This window comes from Niameybacter massiliensis, from assembly GCF_001282685.1.
Taxonomy (GTDB): domain Bacteria; phylum Bacillota; class Clostridia; order Lachnospirales; family Cellulosilyticaceae; genus Holtiella; species Holtiella tumoricola.
The window spans coordinates 3183247-3199700 of the sequence record NZ_LN875035.1 but is presented as its reverse complement, the minus strand read 5'-3'; the positions used below and the strand labels follow the sequence as shown (position 1 = coordinate 3199700).

The 16454-nt window shown below is 34.2% G+C and carries 15 protein-coding genes and 1 tRNA gene; 10 read left to right on the top strand and 6 right to left on the bottom strand.

Annotated elements, in window-relative coordinates; translation table 11 throughout:
- Positions 1 to 22 precede the first annotated feature (22 nt).
- Positions 23 to 1654: an alpha,alpha-phosphotrehalase gene (gene treC / locus BN2390_RS20345; protein ID WP_053986123.1), complete on the bottom strand. Its 1632-nt coding sequence runs from the start codon at positions 1652 to 1654 to the stop codon at positions 23 to 25.
- Complete coding sequence (gene treP / locus BN2390_RS20340) at positions 1647 to 3068, bottom strand: PTS system trehalose-specific EIIBC component (RefSeq protein ID WP_053986122.1); 1422 nt, start codon at positions 3066 to 3068, stop codon at positions 1647 to 1649. The genes treC and treP overlap by 8 nt, the downstream gene beginning before the upstream one ends.
- A gap of 177 nt (positions 3069 to 3245) precedes the next feature.
- On the opposite strand from treP, the gene BN2390_RS20335 reads away from it, so the two are divergent.
- The 3 genes from BN2390_RS20335 (at position 3246) to BN2390_RS20325 (ending at position 5720) form a co-directional block, all read left to right on the top strand.
- Positions 3246 to 3980 (top strand): UTRA domain-containing protein, encoded by a 735-nt coding sequence (locus BN2390_RS20335; RefSeq protein ID WP_053986121.1) that lies wholly within the window; start codon positions 3246 to 3248, stop codon positions 3978 to 3980.
- A gap of 172 nt (positions 3981 to 4152) precedes the next feature.
- The gene (locus BN2390_RS20330; protein WP_053986120.1) at positions 4153 to 4749 is read left to right on the top strand and encodes a carbohydrate-binding family 9-like protein; all 597 of its coding nucleotides are present in this window, start codon (positions 4153 to 4155) and stop codon (positions 4747 to 4749) included.
- 338 nt (positions 4750 to 5087) lie between these two features.
- Entirely contained in the window at positions 5088 to 5720 is a 633-nt protein-coding gene (locus BN2390_RS20325; protein WP_053986119.1) for a hypothetical protein, read from the top strand.
- A gap of 66 nt (positions 5721 to 5786) precedes the next feature.
- On the opposite strand, the gene BN2390_RS20320 is transcribed toward BN2390_RS20325, so the two are convergent.
- Positions 5787 to 6275 (bottom strand): hypothetical protein, encoded by a 489-nt coding sequence (locus BN2390_RS20320; RefSeq protein ID WP_053986118.1) that lies wholly within the window; start codon positions 6273 to 6275, stop codon positions 5787 to 5789.
- 56 nt (positions 6276 to 6331) lie between these two features.
- Entirely contained in the window at positions 6332 to 7168 is an 837-nt protein-coding gene (locus BN2390_RS20315; protein ID WP_053986117.1) for a PHP domain-containing protein, read from the bottom strand.
- Positions 7169 to 7265: 97 nt separating this feature from the next.
- Between BN2390_RS20315 and BN2390_RS20310 the strand changes: the two genes are divergently transcribed.
- The 6 genes from BN2390_RS20310 (at position 7266) to BN2390_RS20285 (ending at position 11854) form a co-directional block, all read left to right on the top strand.
- Positions 7266 to 7676 (top strand): TIGR04086 family membrane protein, encoded by a 411-nt coding sequence (locus BN2390_RS20310; protein ID WP_053986116.1) that lies wholly within the window; start codon positions 7266 to 7268, stop codon positions 7674 to 7676.
- Between the two features lie 72 nt (positions 7677 to 7748).
- Positions 7749 to 7886, top strand: a complete 138-nt coding sequence (scfA, locus tag BN2390_RS20305; protein WP_053986115.1) for a six-cysteine ranthipeptide SCIFF — start codon at positions 7749 to 7751, stop codon at positions 7884 to 7886.
- 112 nt (positions 7887 to 7998) lie between these two features.
- Entirely contained in the window at positions 7999 to 9354 is a 1356-nt protein-coding gene (scfB, locus tag BN2390_RS20300) for a thioether cross-link-forming SCIFF peptide maturase (protein ID WP_053986114.1), read from the top strand.
- A gap of 81 nt (positions 9355 to 9435) precedes the next feature.
- A complete protein-coding gene (gene secD, locus BN2390_RS20295; protein WP_082238890.1) occupies positions 9436 to 10704 on the top strand; it encodes a protein translocase subunit SecD in 1269 nt (422 codons plus the stop codon).
- Positions 10705 to 10707: 3 nt separating this feature from the next.
- Positions 10708 to 11649, top strand: a complete 942-nt coding sequence (secF, locus tag BN2390_RS20290) for a protein translocase subunit SecF (RefSeq protein WP_053986113.1) — start codon at positions 10708 to 10710, stop codon at positions 11647 to 11649.
- 132 nt (positions 11650 to 11781) lie between these two features.
- Positions 11782 to 11854, top strand: a tRNA-Lys gene (locus BN2390_RS20285).
- Between the two features lie 206 nt (positions 11855 to 12060).
- Here BN2390_RS20285 and BN2390_RS20280 read toward each other — a convergent pair.
- Positions 12061 to 13554, bottom strand: a complete 1494-nt coding sequence (locus tag BN2390_RS20280) for a methyl-accepting chemotaxis protein (RefSeq protein ID WP_053986112.1) — start codon at positions 13552 to 13554, stop codon at positions 12061 to 12063.
- A 214-nt stretch (positions 13555 to 13768) separates the two neighbouring features.
- Here BN2390_RS20280 and BN2390_RS20275 point away from each other — a divergent pair, with 214 nt between their 5' ends.
- Positions 13769 to 15745, top strand: a complete 1977-nt coding sequence (locus BN2390_RS20275) for a methyl-accepting chemotaxis protein (RefSeq protein ID WP_053986111.1) — start codon at positions 13769 to 13771, stop codon at positions 15743 to 15745.
- 314 nt (positions 15746 to 16059) lie between these two features.
- Here BN2390_RS20275 and BN2390_RS20270 read toward each other — a convergent pair whose 3' ends face one another.
- Positions 16060 to 16422 carry a S1 RNA-binding domain-containing protein gene (locus BN2390_RS20270; RefSeq protein WP_053986110.1) on the bottom strand — a complete coding sequence of 121 codons (363 nt, stop codon included), beginning with the start codon at positions 16420 to 16422 and terminating at the stop codon, positions 16060 to 16062.
- Positions 16423 to 16454: the final 32 nt, after the last annotated feature.

Sequence of the window (16454 nt, the reverse complement as noted above, 5' to 3'; positions counted from 1 at the left end):
TATTCAACTAGTAAATATTAATTTAAGCTGGTGTACTAAGGAGTACAATAGCCTCAAAAGGTCTTAATTCTACTGTTTTATGAGTCATTTGGAGATCTTCATAGTTATGAATTAAAGGTTTGAAATCTCTTAGATTATCTAATGACACTGTCTTATTTTCCTTGTTAAGGTTTAAGAGCACTAAGCATTTTTCGTTTTGATACACTCTTTGATAGATGTAGAGACTTGGGGTTGAAGTCTCATAAGGTACATAATGACCGTGTGCAATCACTTTATATTGCTTTCTAAGCGTTATAAGTTGCTTGTAATAACTAAAAATAGAGTTAGGATCATCAAGTTGGTTTTCTACATTGATTTGAGTATAGTTTGTATTAACTCCAAGCCAAGGTGTACTACTAGTAAATCCAGCATTAAGTGAAGCATCCCATTGCATAGGTGTTCTTGAGTTATCCCTTGAACGTTCACCTAAGATATGCATCACTTCTTCTTGAGGCTTACCTTCATTTATGAGGATATCGTAGTAATTAAGAGATTCTACATCTCTATATTGATCAATTTCTTTATAGTGGGCATTGGTCATACCAATTTCTTCACCTTGATAGATATAAGGTGTTCCCTTTAAAAAGTGAATCATAGTTGCGAGCATCTTAGCAGAGATGTCCCAGTAGCATGTATCATCCCCAAAGCGAGAAACGCTTCTTGGCTGATCATGATTGTTTAAAAAGACTGCACAAGAAGAATCTACTTCTTGTAAGCGTGTTTGCCACTCATCGAAGAGTGATTTTAATAAATCGTAGTCACAATCTTGTAAAACCCATTTTTGATTATTCTTGTAGTCCACCTTAAGATGGTGGAAGTTAAAGCACATAGCCAGTTCTTTTTCTTGTGGATTGGCATAGCGCATACATTGTTCAATAGAAGTAGAAGACATTTCTCCAACAGTAATCATATCTTCGATACCTGTATCTTGAACAAGTTCTTTAAGGTATTCATGAACATGAGGACCGTCAGTATAGAATCTACGTCCATCGCCTTCATGATCATCTTCGAAAAGTTCAGGTTTTGAAATAAGATTAACAACGTCAAATCTAAATCCTTTGATGCCTTTTGCTTTCCAAAAACGGATAACATTTTTGAGTTCTTCACGTACTTTAGGATTATTCCAATTTAGATCAGCTTGTGTCACATCAAATAAGTGGAGATACCATTTGTTTAAATGTTCTACATATTCCCATGCACTTCCACCAAACTTAGATTGCCAATTGGTTGGCTCATCTCTAAAAATATAATAATCCATATATTCTGGGTCACCAGCTAATGCTTTTTGAAACCAAACATGTTCTGTTGAAGTATGGTTAAAGACCATGTCTAGCATGATCCCCATACCTCTTTGATCGGCTTCATGAATGAGTGCATCGACATCACTCATTGTGCCATACATTTTATCAATCTCTACATAATTAGCTACATCATAGCCATTATCTCTTTGAGGCGATACAAAAAAAGGTGTTAACCAGATGTAATCAACACCTAGATTTTGAAGATAATCTAATTTTGTTATAACGCCTTTAATATCTCCTAAGCCATTTCCAGTTGTATCAAAGAAAGATTTTGGGTAGATTTGATAAACAACGGCTTCTTCAAATTTATTCATTGCAAATTCCCTTTCTTTTGCCAACCATATAAGTAAGTGTAAAAGGTACTACGATAGCGATTAACATGCATAGAGCAAAGATTGGCATTGATTGTGGTTGAATAGATAAAATACCAGGGAGTCCACCAACTCCGATTGAATTAGCCATTACGCCGAATCCAACAGATACTACAGCTGCAATCCCAGAACCTACCATTGCACAGAAGAATGGGAAGACATATTTTAAGTTAACACCAAACATAGCAGGTTCTGTAACGCCTAGATAACATGAAATAGCAGCAGGAACTGTAATTTCTTTAAGTGCTTGATCTTTACGTTTTAAGAACATATAGCCAAGAACAGCTGACCCTTGAGCAATATTTGAAAGTGCAATCATAGGCCAGAGGCTTGTGCCACCAAAATCAGCGATAAGCTGTAAGTCGATAGCATTTGACATATGATGTAATCCTGTAATAACAAGAGGTGAGTAAAGGAAACCAAATAAAGCTGCAAAGACTACTTTGAAAGAGCTATTTAATCCTGCATAAACTACACCTGAAATAAATGAACCGATTGCCCAACCGATTGGACCTAAAACCATATGTGCAATAACTACAGAAAGTATTAATGAACAGAAAGGTACAACAATCATAGAAATCACAGATGGACAAATCTTTCTAAAGAAACGTTCTAAGTATACAAGTGTAAATCCGGCTAAAATAGCTGGTAAAACTTGAGCTTGGTAACCAATCATTTGAACTTGTGCAAAACCAAAGTCCCAAACAGGAATTTCACCTACTGGCGTACCTGCCACAGCGTATGCATTAAGTAATTGAGGTGATACTAAGGTAATACCAAGAACGATACCTAGTATTTGAGAAGTATTCATCTTCTTAGTAATAGACCAAGTAATACCTACAGGTAAAAAGTGGAAGATCGCTTCACCAATAAGCCATAAGAAGCTATTAATTCCAGCCCAGAATTGAGAGATATCTGTAAGTGTTTGTGTACCGTTATTGAAAAGGAGAAGTTCTCCAATAATATTACGGAATCCTAAAATTAAACCACCTGTAATAATAGCTGGAATAAGTGGTGCAAAGATTTCAGCTATATTTGTCATGATTCTTTGAAGAGAGGTTTGATTATTTTTTGAAACTTCTTTAACAGATTCTTTTGAGCTACCATCTACACCTGAATAGGCTGTAAACTCATTGTAAAATTGCGAAACTTCATTTCCTATGATGACTTGGAATTGACCAGATTGTGTGAAGCATCCTTTGACAGAAGAAAGCTTTTCAATTCCAGCAACATTAGCCTTTTTTGGATCAACGAGTGCAAAACGTAATCGAGTCATACAATGAGAAAGTGCTGCAATATTTTCTTTTCCACCAACTAATTCTAATAATGCTTGAGAGTCTTTTTCGAATTTTCCCATGTTATTATTCTCCTAATTAGTATATTATTTTTATGTACTTGTTTAAACAAGTTATTGAGTATCTTTATCATAACTTGTTTAAACAAGTGTGTCAATCTTTGACTTGAAAAATTTATTTAATCATCATATACTCACCATAAGAAATCTTGTTTATAAGCTATACTAAGGAGCCTTATAATGCCGAAAGCAAAATATGAAAAAATATATCAAATCATTAAAGAACGTATAGAAGCTAATGAATATGAGTATCAACAATTACTTCCTTCAGAAAATACATTTGTTATAGAATTTAACAGTTCAAGAAATACCATTAGACGTGCATTGGTAAGTCTTGCCAATGAAGGCTATGTACAGTCATTACAAGGAAAAGGGGTTAGGGTGATTTACCAACCTCATAGAACTTCTCAGTACTCTCTAAGCGGAATAGAATCTTTATATGAATCAACACAAAGAAATCAGACGATTTATTCGACAAAAGTCATTCTGTTTGTAAAACTTATAGTTGATGAAAAAATCCATAAAAGAACGTCATTCCCTGTAGGGGAAGAAATTTATTATATGCAAAGGGTACGCTTTCTAGAGAATGTGCCGCTTATTATTGACCATAATTATTTTTTAACCAAAGTCGTTTCACATCTTACAGCTGAAATTGCAGAGGAATCTATTTATAACTATCTAGAAAATACTTTAGATATCCACATTACGACGGCTAAACGTATTGTCACGGTTGAACCTATTACTCAAATAGACGAGGAGTACCTACAATTAGATGGATTAAATTGTGTAGCTGTAGTAAGTAACTACACGTATAATGATGACGGTGTTATGTTTGAATTTACTCAGTCTAGACATAGTCCTAAACATTTTGAATTCCATCAATTTGCCCAAAGAACACGTCCATATTTAGTATAGAGAAGCAGGAGAATCGCAGAAAACTATTTGGAAAACATAAAGTAGGATATGCTGAGATAGTCTTAGAAATATTGCAAGATAATAAAGGATAGTTCATAATGAAACTACAGGTAAAATTTAGTAGAGCATTAGCTGAATTAAAGAAAATAAGAACGAATTATGGGAGGATGTTATGAGTTATACAATTCAAGTAAAACCAGAAAAAGTAGATTGGAAAGAGATTGAACCAATAAGTATTGCAAGTTATCCATGGGGTACAGATTATATGCCTACAACAACTGCATGGTTATATCGTATTGAAGGACAAGGATTTTGCCTTAAAATGAGATGTGAGGAAGAAAATCCTAGGGCGGTATATACCGAAGCAAATGATCCAGTCTATAAAGATAGTTGTATGGAATTTTTCGCAAACTACTATCCAGAAGTAGAAGGTACAGGCTATGTTAACTTTGAAATGAATAGCAACGGAGCAGTACTTTGTGAGTATGGTCAACCAGGAGGCCGTTTCTACTTAAAAGATAAAGGGTTTGATGTACCAACACCAGTAGCTACAAAAGGAGAAGGTTATTGGGAAGTAGAACTTATGATTCCAGATACATTTATTAAAGCGGTATATGGCCAAGAGATCATTGCTGATAAGATTAAAGGTAATTTCTATAAATGTGGTGATGATACACATACGCCACATTATGGAAGTTGGAATCCAATTGCTAATCCATTCCCAGCATTTCATAAACCAGAATTCTTTGGTGAATTAATTATTAAGTAAGAAACAAGTTTAGGGGTGGAACAGTATAACATTAAATGATCTTGAGAGAATGGTAATTGAAGGTAGGTTTGCAGTAGAAGACTGTGAGAAATTAATAGAGAACAAGGCATGAATCTAATAGAAACCATTATGATCATTAATGGTTTATTATGTATTTAAAGTGGAGAAAGGTATGAATATACAGAGGCACTTCTTGATTCCTTTATCCCTATGAAGGTATAAAATTGCCCAGGAAATATCCATTTGTTTATTTTTTATACATATTTCGGGAGTATACTCCTATAATGTCTTAAATAGACCTTATATAATCAACATAGAAAAGCATGTAGGAGGGAATTATGAAAAAGTTTTTATTTACAATAGGAATTATGACAATGTTAGGTGCCTTTTTAACAGGATGTAGCATGGGTCCAGAAGCGACAAAAACAGAGCCTATTACAGATGAGGCAGCTGTACAAGAACTTTATGATATAGCAAAAGATGCTATTACAACTTATTTTGACGTGAATATTGAAGATGGTGTAGAACGTAAAGTGGAAGCAAGTAAAAACTATGTGCTTGTAGATTTACCATCAGCTACTTACTTACACAGAAATAATATGATTAGGGGAATGGTAGAAGGTGATCCAGTTCCAAATCAACTTTATTCTTATGGTGTAAGTGTAGATCCTAATACAAATGCTGTAACAGGAGCGATTGTAGTAGAGGCTTCAGATAAAGAACCTTTAAAATATGAAGAATCACACCTAGAAGAAATTGCAAGACAGTTTTTAACTGAGAAGAAGATTGTTGAAGACCCAAGTAAGCTTGTATACACTGGAATCGAAAAAGCAATGACAAACAAACAATATAAAGGGCTTAGATTCCAATATAATAATGAAGATGATGTACTTGTAACAGTAAGTCTTATAACAGGTCAAGTAAGACACTTTGAGTACTCAGAAAAAATTGAAGTAGAAGAAGCTAAATAGAACGTTAAAATTAAAAGGGTATTGCGCAACCAAGTGTGCAATACCCTTTTATAGTATTTCTAATCATTATGGCGCCAGAAGTGATACTAAGTCCTGGTCTTCAAAATGGATAGAAATTATTTTATTATTTATAAATTGTACACTTCCAGTTACCTTTAGTGTATGGGTAGATGAAGTGGTAGATTTAACTTTAAGTGTTATATCAAAGTAATAAGTGATAGGACTATTTAAGTCCTTTTTTATTGTCATCTTCTCGAAGATAATCTGTCTATTGGACTCCTTTGCAAGAAAATGATATTTATCACTGTATCGTTGCTTTAAAAAAGTTTCTAAAGCTTGAGGTGTGAAGTAAGTATCATAACGGTCAGAGAGAACTTGAGTGCTTTTTGCAGAATCCTGGCTCAGTTGAACAATTTGTGCATCAGGGCAATTAAAAGTTTTCTTTGCTACCTGTTGAATTGTTCTAGGATTAGAATCTAAGGGATAACGTCTATAAACTAAAAAAATTACAACAATGCCTAAGAGGAAAAGAATAAAAGTTATGTTTCGTTTCAATGTAACACCCCCCTTAATATTAATATATGTCATAAAGGGGAGAATGAAGCTTATTTTTACGCTTTTACAAATTGCTCTAATAACTCATAAGGCACTTCTGTTTTTCCATAGCCACAACCAATTTGAAGATTAGGCTTATTATCACCATGGAAGTCGCTACCACCTGTAATAATAAGATTATGGCTCTTGCAGTATTGAGTGAGGCGATGCGTTTCTGGTTCGTAGTGCTTTGGATAGATAACTTCTACGCCATCTAAGCCGTTATAGCGTAACTCGTCCAACATTGGAAGAGGGTTTTGATTAACAAATTTATAAATATAGGGATGAGCTAGAATAGCCTTACCACCTACTTGATGGATTAAATCGATGCACGTTTTGAAAGTAGGTGCTGCTTTTTGTACATAAGCAGGTTTACCTGGTGTAATATATTTTTCAAAGACTTCGTCCATAGAGTTAGCATAGCCTTTGTTCATCATAGCACGTGCAAAATGAGGACGGGCAATAATAGAGAGTTGGTCACGTGGTCCTAGATCCTCTTCAGTAATGTCAAAACCTAAGGCTTGGAATTTTGCGAGCATTTCTTGATTACGCTTTTCACGTGCTTCTACAAAGGCCTTTAGTGTTTTGTGAAGAATAGGGTTAGATAAATCTAAATAAAGACCTAGAATATGAATTTCTTTTCCATGATAATCAGCAGAAAGTTCAATACCTGGAATAACTTCTAAGCCAAATTTTTCGCCGGTTTCTTGGCATTCTTTGATACCAGCAATAGTGTCATGATCTGTAAGTGCGATAGCACATAAGCCTTGTGCATGTGCAAGTTTAGCTACTTCACTTGGACTTAGGGTACCATCTGATTTATTTGAATGAACATGTAAATCAATACGTTTCATAAATAACCTCCTTTAATAAATTACTTCTATTTTAGCATACTTCTGCCTCCTCGAACGTAAAATGTATAAGAATGCCATTAAATAAGGAGGGGAGAAAATGAGCAAACATAAGAGTAAGAAAAAATCTAGCATCAATGTAGGCGATCTTGCAGTTACACTTTTTAAATCTAATCTTGTGGCATATGCATTAACAGCTATCTTTATTATCTTTGCAGCATTACTTATTACATATACCAATCTTGGCCCAAATTTTGAAAAATGGATCATTATTATTGGTACAATTGCGTCAGCAGCATTAGTAGGGTATGACACAGCTAAGCCACAGGGGAAAGAGGGCTACAAGTGGGGCTTGATTGGTGGAATGAGTTACTTAATCATCTTTATACTTATTGGTGCTTTAACAGGAGGAGCTAAAGGACTTAATATTTCTTACATGTTAATCGTGGCTGTTCTTGTACTCATTAGTAGCGCTATTGCTGGTATGTTCTCTGTTGTAAACCAAAAATAATTTTTAGCCATGTTTTCAAATATCACAGGATATGGTATAATATTCAAGGTTTATAGCGAGGAGGGAAATGCAATGAAACACGTTAAAACACTTAACACTAAAAACTTAAAAAACAGTGCCGCTAAAGGTGGTTGTGGTGAATGCCAAACATCATGCCAATCAGCATGTAAAACATCTTGTACTGTAGGGAATCAAGCTTGCGAAAAATAAGTTTGACTTTTATTAAGCTTTCAACTTAGGTTGAAAGCTTAATTCATGCTAGGCCCCTTTAAACCCAAATCCAGTTATAATAGATGCCTTACGACATAGAAAGGAAAAAAAGATGATACATAAATTTAGATTTGAGGACTCAAATATTTTAATGGATATCCATAGTGGTGCAATCCATATTATTGATGATGTAGCTTATGACATCGTAGAAGATGTACTTGCTATGTCAAAAGAGGAAGTTGTAACAAAATATGAAAATAAATATAACAAAGAAGAGTTAGCAGAAGCAATTGATGAGCTTAAAACTTTACAAGAAGAAGGTATGCTTGATACTGAGGATACATATAAAGATCTTGTACCAGCGTTCTTAGATAGAGAACCAGTTGTCAAAGCACTTTGCTTACATGTAGCACATGACTGTAACTTAAAATGTAAATATTGTTTTGCAGGTGAGGGAGAATACCATGGTGACCGTGGGATGATGACTCTTGAAGTAGGTAAAGCAGCTATTGACTTTTTAGCTAAAAACTCAGGACACCGTAAAAATATCGAAGTAGACTTCTTTGGTGGAGAACCACTTATGAACTTTGAAGTGGTTAAAGGTGTAGTAGAATATGCAAGAAGTATTGAATCTGAAACAGGCAAAAATTTCAGATTTACAATGACAACAAATGGTGTTCTTCTTAATGATGAAATCATCGATTATTTAAATGAAAATATGTACAATGTTGTACTTAGTCTTGATGGACGCCCAGAAGTAAATGATCATATGCGCCCAACATGCAATGGAAAAGGCAGCTACGACGTGATTATGCCTAAGTTCAAAAAGCTTGTAGAAAAACGTGGTGGTAAACAATACTACATCCGTGGAACATTCACACATCATAATACAGACTTTGCAAGTGATGTACTTCACATGGCAGATCAAGGATTTGATGAAGTATCTGTGGAACCAGTAGTTGCACCAGCAGAAATGGATTATGCACTTCAAGCAGGAGATATGGCAACAATTTGTAGTGAATATGAGCGTCTTGCAAAAGAAATGCTTCGTCGTCACAAAGAAGAAGGTAAATGCTTTAACTTCTTCCACTTCATGGTTGACTTAACAGGTGGTCCATGTGTACATAAACGTCTTGCAGGTTGTGGTTCAGGTTCAGAATACCTTGCAGCAACACCAACAGGTGAACTTTATCCATGTCACCAATTTGTAGGTATGCCAGAGTTTAAAATGGGTGATGTTTGGAAAGGCGTAGAAAACATCGAACAACGTAAAAAATTCGAGAAATGTAATGTATACAGCAAGCATGAATGTACAGAATGTTGGGCAAAATTCTTCTGTAGTGGTGGCTGTGCAGCAAACTCTTATAATTTTAATGGAGATATTAACTCAACTTATGAAGTTGGCTGTGAAATGCAAAAGAAACGTCTTGAATGTGCTATTGGCTTAAAAGCGGAATTAAGTGAATAAACATTAGGATAATTTGACTAAAAACAGTAAAAATTATATAATTAATTTAGTGAGTTTAAAGGCACGAAGGAGGAAAAAGGAATGAAACAAGGCAATCAAAAGCTAAAAAGTATTGGTTTGTTTGTACTTATGCTTGTTGTTGCAGCCGGTCTTTCATATCTTGCTTACTTTGGGCTTGGGGAAAAGAACACATTTGGTATTGAAAATATCAAACTGGGACTTGACCTCCAAGGTGGGGTAAACATCGTTTATGAAGCAGCTATCGAGAATCCAACAGAATCCGATATGGCAGCAGCAGTACAAATGATTCGTACAAGGTTAGACAAAGAGGGGTACACAGAAGCAGATGTTTCTCAAGAGGGAAATAATCGTATTCGTGTAGATATTCCAGGGGTAGACGATGCACAAGCAGCCATCAAAAGTATCGGTGCAGCAGCTATGCTTAAATTCTACGATCAAGATGGTAACGAAGTTGTAACAGGTAAGAATATTAAAGAAGCAACCGCTCAAATTGTTACAAATAATATGGGTGCTCAAGAACCAGTTGTTTCAATCAAAATGGATGATGAAGGAACAAAACTCTTTGCTGAGTTTACAAAAAACAATATAGGCAAAGGTATTTATATTACACTTGATGAACAAGTCATTAGTTCTGCCAACATCAAAGATGCAATCACAGATGGAAATGGTATGATCTCAGGTAACTTTACAACAGACTCAGCTAAGCAATTAGCTGAACGTATTAATGCAGGGGCATTACCTTTCGCACTTACTGATATTTCTTCAAATGGTGTAGGTGCAAAACTTGGTATGGGTGCACTTGAGACAAGTATTAAAGCAGGTTTAATTGGATTTATCTTTATTTTAGTATTCATGGTTGTGCTTTATAGATTAAGTGGTATGGCAGCAGACCTTGCACTTATTATTTACGTAGGACTTCTTATGATTGCATTAAGCTTAATGGGTTCAACACTTACATTACCAGGTATTGCAGGTATTATCCTCTCAATTGGTATGGCAGTAGATGCGAACGTTATTATCTTTACACGTATCAAAGAAGAACTTAAAGCTGGAAAAAGTGTACGTTCATCAATCGATGCAGGTTTCAACAAAGCCTTCAGCGGTATTTTAGATGGTAACGTAACAACACTTATTGCAGCAGCGGTACTTTATACATTAGGTACAGGGGTTATTAAGAGCTTCGCAACAACACTTGCAGTAGGTATTGTAGTATCTATGTTTACAGCACTTGTTGTAACAAGGTTCTTACTTAAACTTTTAGTGAGTATGGGTATTGATAAGCCAGCTTTATATGGCGTGAAACAAAAGACTGAAGAGGGGAGGGCATAAGCGATGAATAATTTAAAAGTTATCGAAAGAAGAAAGATTTTCTTCATTCTTTCCTCAGTCCTCATTCTTATCGGGCTCCTCGCAATGCCATTTAATGCAGCACGTGGACAAGGCATCTTAAACTATGATATTGAGTTTAAAGGTGGTTCCGTTATGCAAATGGATCTAGGCACAGATATTGATCCACAAACTGATATTATGCCACTTATTAATGAGCTCTTACCAGACGTAGCACCTCGTATTCAAAAGGTAACTGGTACAACTCAAATTATTATTACAATGCACCCAACTACATCAGAAGAGAGAACAAAACTTTATAATGCATTAGTTGAAAAATATAATTTAACAGGAGAAAAAGGTGACATTCTTTTAAAAGATGATAACTTCTCTCCAACAATTAGTCCAGAATTCAAAATGAAAGCTTTACAAGCAGTTGCACTTGGGGCAATCTTAATGCTTATCTACATTTCATTTAGATTCAAAGACTTTAAATTTGGTGCAAGTGCTGTACTTGCCCTTCTTCATAACGTACTTATTATGTTAGGGGTGTATGCATTATTTAGAATTCCACTTAATAATACATTTATTGCAGCGATGCTTACTATTATTGGGTACTCTATTAATGATACAATCATTATCTTTGACCGTATTCGTGAGAATAAAGGAAGAATCAAAGGAAGTGATGAAGAAATTATTGACATGAGTGTGGGACAAACTATAACACGTTCTATCAATACATCAATTACAACATTAGTAATGGTTGTTCTTCTTTACATTCTTGGAGTATCTTCTGTTAAGGAATTTGCTTTCCCACTTGTAATTGGTATTGTTGCAGGTACTTACTCATCAATCTTCATTGCCAGCCCATTATGGTATGAAATGAGAAAGTTCCAAAGAAATCGTAATAAGAACAAAGTAACAGAGTCTAAAGCTAAAAAGAAATAATAAATGCACTATAATGTATACAATATCAAAAGCGTCTGAAAAATAAGTTTTTCGGACGCTTTTATCTAAAAAATACTTTACTTTCTGTACAAGTAGGTATATAATAATCAAGTAAACAAATTTACAACAAATGGATCGTTAGCTTAGTTGGTAGAGCATCAGACTCTTAATCTGAGGGTCCTGGGTTCGAGTCCCAGACGGTTCACTATTTTAAAGCACGTATAGATTATCTATACGTGCTTTTGTTTTTGGGAGATCATCTAAGACGCTATTTTAAGCAGATAAATCATTTATATTTAAGCTATTAGGACGATAGCTGAGAAGTTTCTGAACAACAAATAGGGGACTATTACATTCAAGTGTAATAGTCCCCTATTTGTTATAAAAAGAAGAAATATTAATACAATCAATCTAGCTGATATTTTGAGCATCAGTACGAGATACAAGAGACTCTAGGTCCTTCGTAAGCTGTGTAAGGTCTTGAATAAAGGCTTTAGCGTGCTCAGTCTCAGATAAGTATTCTTCAATATGAGCAAAAGCTTCTTGAGTGTGAGAGAGTGTTTCTTGTGAGATTGCATTTACCTGTCTAATACTTGATTCAATAGATTCATTGGAATCAAGTGTATTGAGGATCTTTTGATTAATAATACTTAGTGATTGATTTAAAGTTACTAATAGATGATTTAAGGTGTTAATTTGAGTATCTGTAGTTGAAATAAGATTGATAGCTTCTGAATTAATATGTGTAAGAGAAGAGACTTCTTCAAATACACTTTCGACTTCTACTTGTAAATCCCAGAGGATAGTGCCTACTGCACTAGCAGAAGTTTTACTTTGCTCAGCTAGTGTCTTAACTTCATTTGCAACAACAGCAAAGCCACGTCCACTTTCGCCTGCACGAGCTGCCTCAATAGAAGCATTTAACGAAAGAAGATTAGTCTGTTCAGAAATGCTTGTAATCATAGAAATAATACCTTGAACTTCTTTCGTTTTTTGAATTAAACGTTCACAGACAGTATACAAAGTTGTATTTTTTTGATCAATTTTAGTAGAAGTAGTTGATAATGCTTGAATTGTATCTAGAACTTCTTTAAAGACAAGGAATCCTTCTTCAGAGGATTTGTTGATTTTAGTTGATAGTTCGGATGTTTCCTTAATTTGCTCCTGAATATTATTGGTTGCAGTCGTTTGTTGCATAATATTTGTTGTAGTATTTTCACAACCTGTATTAATGACTTTAATAGATTCATAAATAGCTTGTGACCCACCTTCAACAGCATCAATAGTAAAGGATAAGTTAGAAGTGTTTTGTGTCAAAAGATTAATAGCTTGAGTAAGCTTTTCAATAGTTTCTAGTTGTTGTTGATGAGCAAGACTGACCTTTTTACCTTCTTCAATAACAGAAGTTCTGACCATTTTATTAAATCTTGTAACGATATAGATAGATACAAATACAACGATTAAAATGAAAAATTGCATGAGAATAACTGTAGAGGTTGTAGCATCATAGAAGCGCGTACACCAAATAAGATTCATACCAATAACTGCTACAAAAACACGTTTCAGTAGGCCAAGATCTAGGTAGAAACTAGCATTTATAAGCATAGGTATAACGAGCATAGGTGATACAAGTGAACGATAAGATAAAATACCAATCAAATAACCTATTCCAAAGGGGGCCGCACAGATACGATGAATAAAGTGACATGTTGGATTAGAACGATAAACAAATGTACTTATGCAAACAGGAACTAACATAAAGGTAATAACTAATATCGTAGGGATAAGATCAATAGAGCCACGATAATAAGAAAAGCAAATACCGAATGAATAAACAATGGCTAAGATCCAATTTAAAAGTAAGAAATTTTTGTTTGTGAGTATTTTTATATTTGATTCTGTCATAAGATCTCCTAAATAATTTGTTTATAGTATATTTAGATACTATAAGTTTAAATATTAACTAAGAATAACTATATACTAGATTGAAAATAAACACAAGTCATGATAGAATATGTAGGAAAATATTGCAATTAATGATAAAATAAACAAAAAGAATGAAAACAAAACATTAATTTAAAATAATAAAAATCATCAAGTGTTATAACAGGGGGAAACTATGAATCTAAAAAGTATTAAGGCAAAGATAATGGTGCTGATATTATGTATTGCAATTCTTCCAACGGCCATTGTAAGTATCTATATGGGAACAAAGGTCTATGTAGATAAGGTCAAAGAAGTTTATTGGGTGCAGGAAAATAATAGAAACCTTATAAGTGTGAGTATAGAACAACCTTTAAAAGAAGCAAAAACACTTATAAAGCTACTCGCTAATGATATCGGCATATTAGAAGAAATGACATATGAGGCTATTGGAGAACGTGCAAGGCAAGCAATCCAGTTAAGTGAAGTTATTACAGATGTATATGTTTTAAATCCTAAAGGGGACCAAATTTATAATTCTAAAGGAAAAGATAAATTAGTTAATAGAGCAGACCGTGAATATTTCATTAATGGAATGAAGGGACAAGAGGGCTTTACAGATGTTATGATTTCACAAAAGAATAATAACGTTATAGTCATGTACTATACTCCAGTGATGAAATATGGGCAAGCAGCAGGGGTATGTGCAGTGAACATAGACATTTCAAAGTTCATTGATATGCTTAAGATGGAGCATGAAAAAACAGGTGTTAATACATATATCGTAGATGATAAAGGGAACTTAATTGCTCATCCTGATGTAGAGGTTGAGGAGGAAATTATAAGCTATTTAGATTATGAACCTGTACAAAAGGTGATTAATGAAGAAATAGGAACGATTAAGTATAAGAAAGAAGGCAAGAATATTTTAGCAAGCTTTAGCCCATTACAAGAAATTGATTGGGGAATTGTAGCAGAAAATGATGAAAGAGTAGCTTATACTGAACTCAATCAAATGATTGTTAATCTAATATTGATTGCAGTTCTAATTGTTATTGTAGCAGCATTTATTGCTATATTATTAGTAAGAGCCTTAACAAATCCTATTAAACTGATATCACAAAAGCTTAATACCGCAGCAAGGGGGGAACTCAGTCATGCCTATTTAGAAGGGAACATTCTAAAGAAGCAAGATGAGTTAGGAGACATAGCTAGAGACTTTAATGAAATGATTACGCACCTTAGTAGGATGATAGGAAAAATTAAAGATACTTCAATGAGTGTCAATAAGTCATCTAGAATCCTCTCAGAAGCATCAGAAAATGTAAAAGAATCAACCAATCAAGTAGCACAAGCTACTAATGAGATTGCACATAATACATCTAATCAAGCTGAAGAATTAGAAAGTACAGTAGCTAGCGTACGCATGTTAGGCGAGGAGATTCAAACTATAGCAGAAAATATCTCTAACATTAGTAGAGTGTCAGACACAACGAAAGAAATTGCGATGGATGGACTACAGTTTGTAAAGGTTTTACAAGAAGCAAATGTTAAAAATAATAGCATATCTGAGACAATCTTTGAATCTATCGATCAAGTAAATGAAAGTGTTTCACAGATTACAATGATTATTGAAACGATAAGTAGTATTGCTCAGCAAACTAATTTATTATCTCTTAATGCAAGTATTGAGGCAGCAAGGGCTGGTGAGAATGGAAAAGGCTTTGCAGTTGTTGCAAATGAAGTACGTAAATTAGCAGATCAGTGTCAAGTTGCTACAGAAGAAATAGTAAGTCTTATTAGTAAGGTACAGGGTCAATCTAAGGCCACAGTTGCTATAGCTAAAGATAGTAAAGATGTATTACAAAAACAATATAGTGCGGTACAACAAACAGAAACAAGCTTTGAAAAGGTTAATACAGCCATTATAGAGATGTTAGAAAAAATACAAGCGATTGCTGCAAGTAGTGAGATTATTAATGAGCAAAAAGATGATGTATATAAACGAGTAGGTAGTGTAGCTGTTGAGGGACAAGATTCATCAGCTGTTGCGGAGGAAGTCTCAGCAACAACACAAGAACAATTACACTATATTGCAGATATGCAAAAACGCATTGATAAACTTTATAAAGTAACACAAACATTAGAAGAAGAAGTTAATCATTTCTCTTAAAATAAAAAACCACCTTAGATCATGAAACTAAGGTGGTTTTTCTATATACAAAAAATAAAGGGGAGATGAATAAACTAAAGTTCATTAGCTCTTTCGGATGAGTTAATAATAGCACCTTAAAAGAGATAAAACAATGGCTTTAGATAAAAGTTCATAATAGTTCACAAATCGTACAATAAGTTTGCGATTTGGTCAAAAATATAATATAACTGCAATATAAAAAATATAAAATTAGCTTAAATTAACTAACAAAAACTTACCAATAACAAAGAAAAAAGAGAACAAGTCTATATACTTGTTCTCTTCATAAACCCTTAGCGATTAAGTCTTTTGTTAATGTCAGTTTGACGATCAGTAGAATCTTTAAGGAAACCTTTCATTAAAGATTCAAAGTCTGCCACAGGAACTTCTTTTTTAGGGGCTCTTTGTGGAGCTGGTTTTGCATTTTTCATAGAAAGAGATATTTTTCCTGTTGCAGGATCGATAGATAAGATCTTTACTTTTACAGTATCTCCCACTTTAACAGCGTCAGCTATATTTTCTAGAAAGCCATGAGTGATATGAGAAATGTGAACGAGCCCTTGAGTTGTTTCATCTAATGAAACGAATGCGCCAAATGCTTTAACACCAGTTACTGTACCCTCGATAATTTGTCCTACTTGAAATTTTTCAGTCATGATAACACTCCTATTATAGTAAATAACGTATA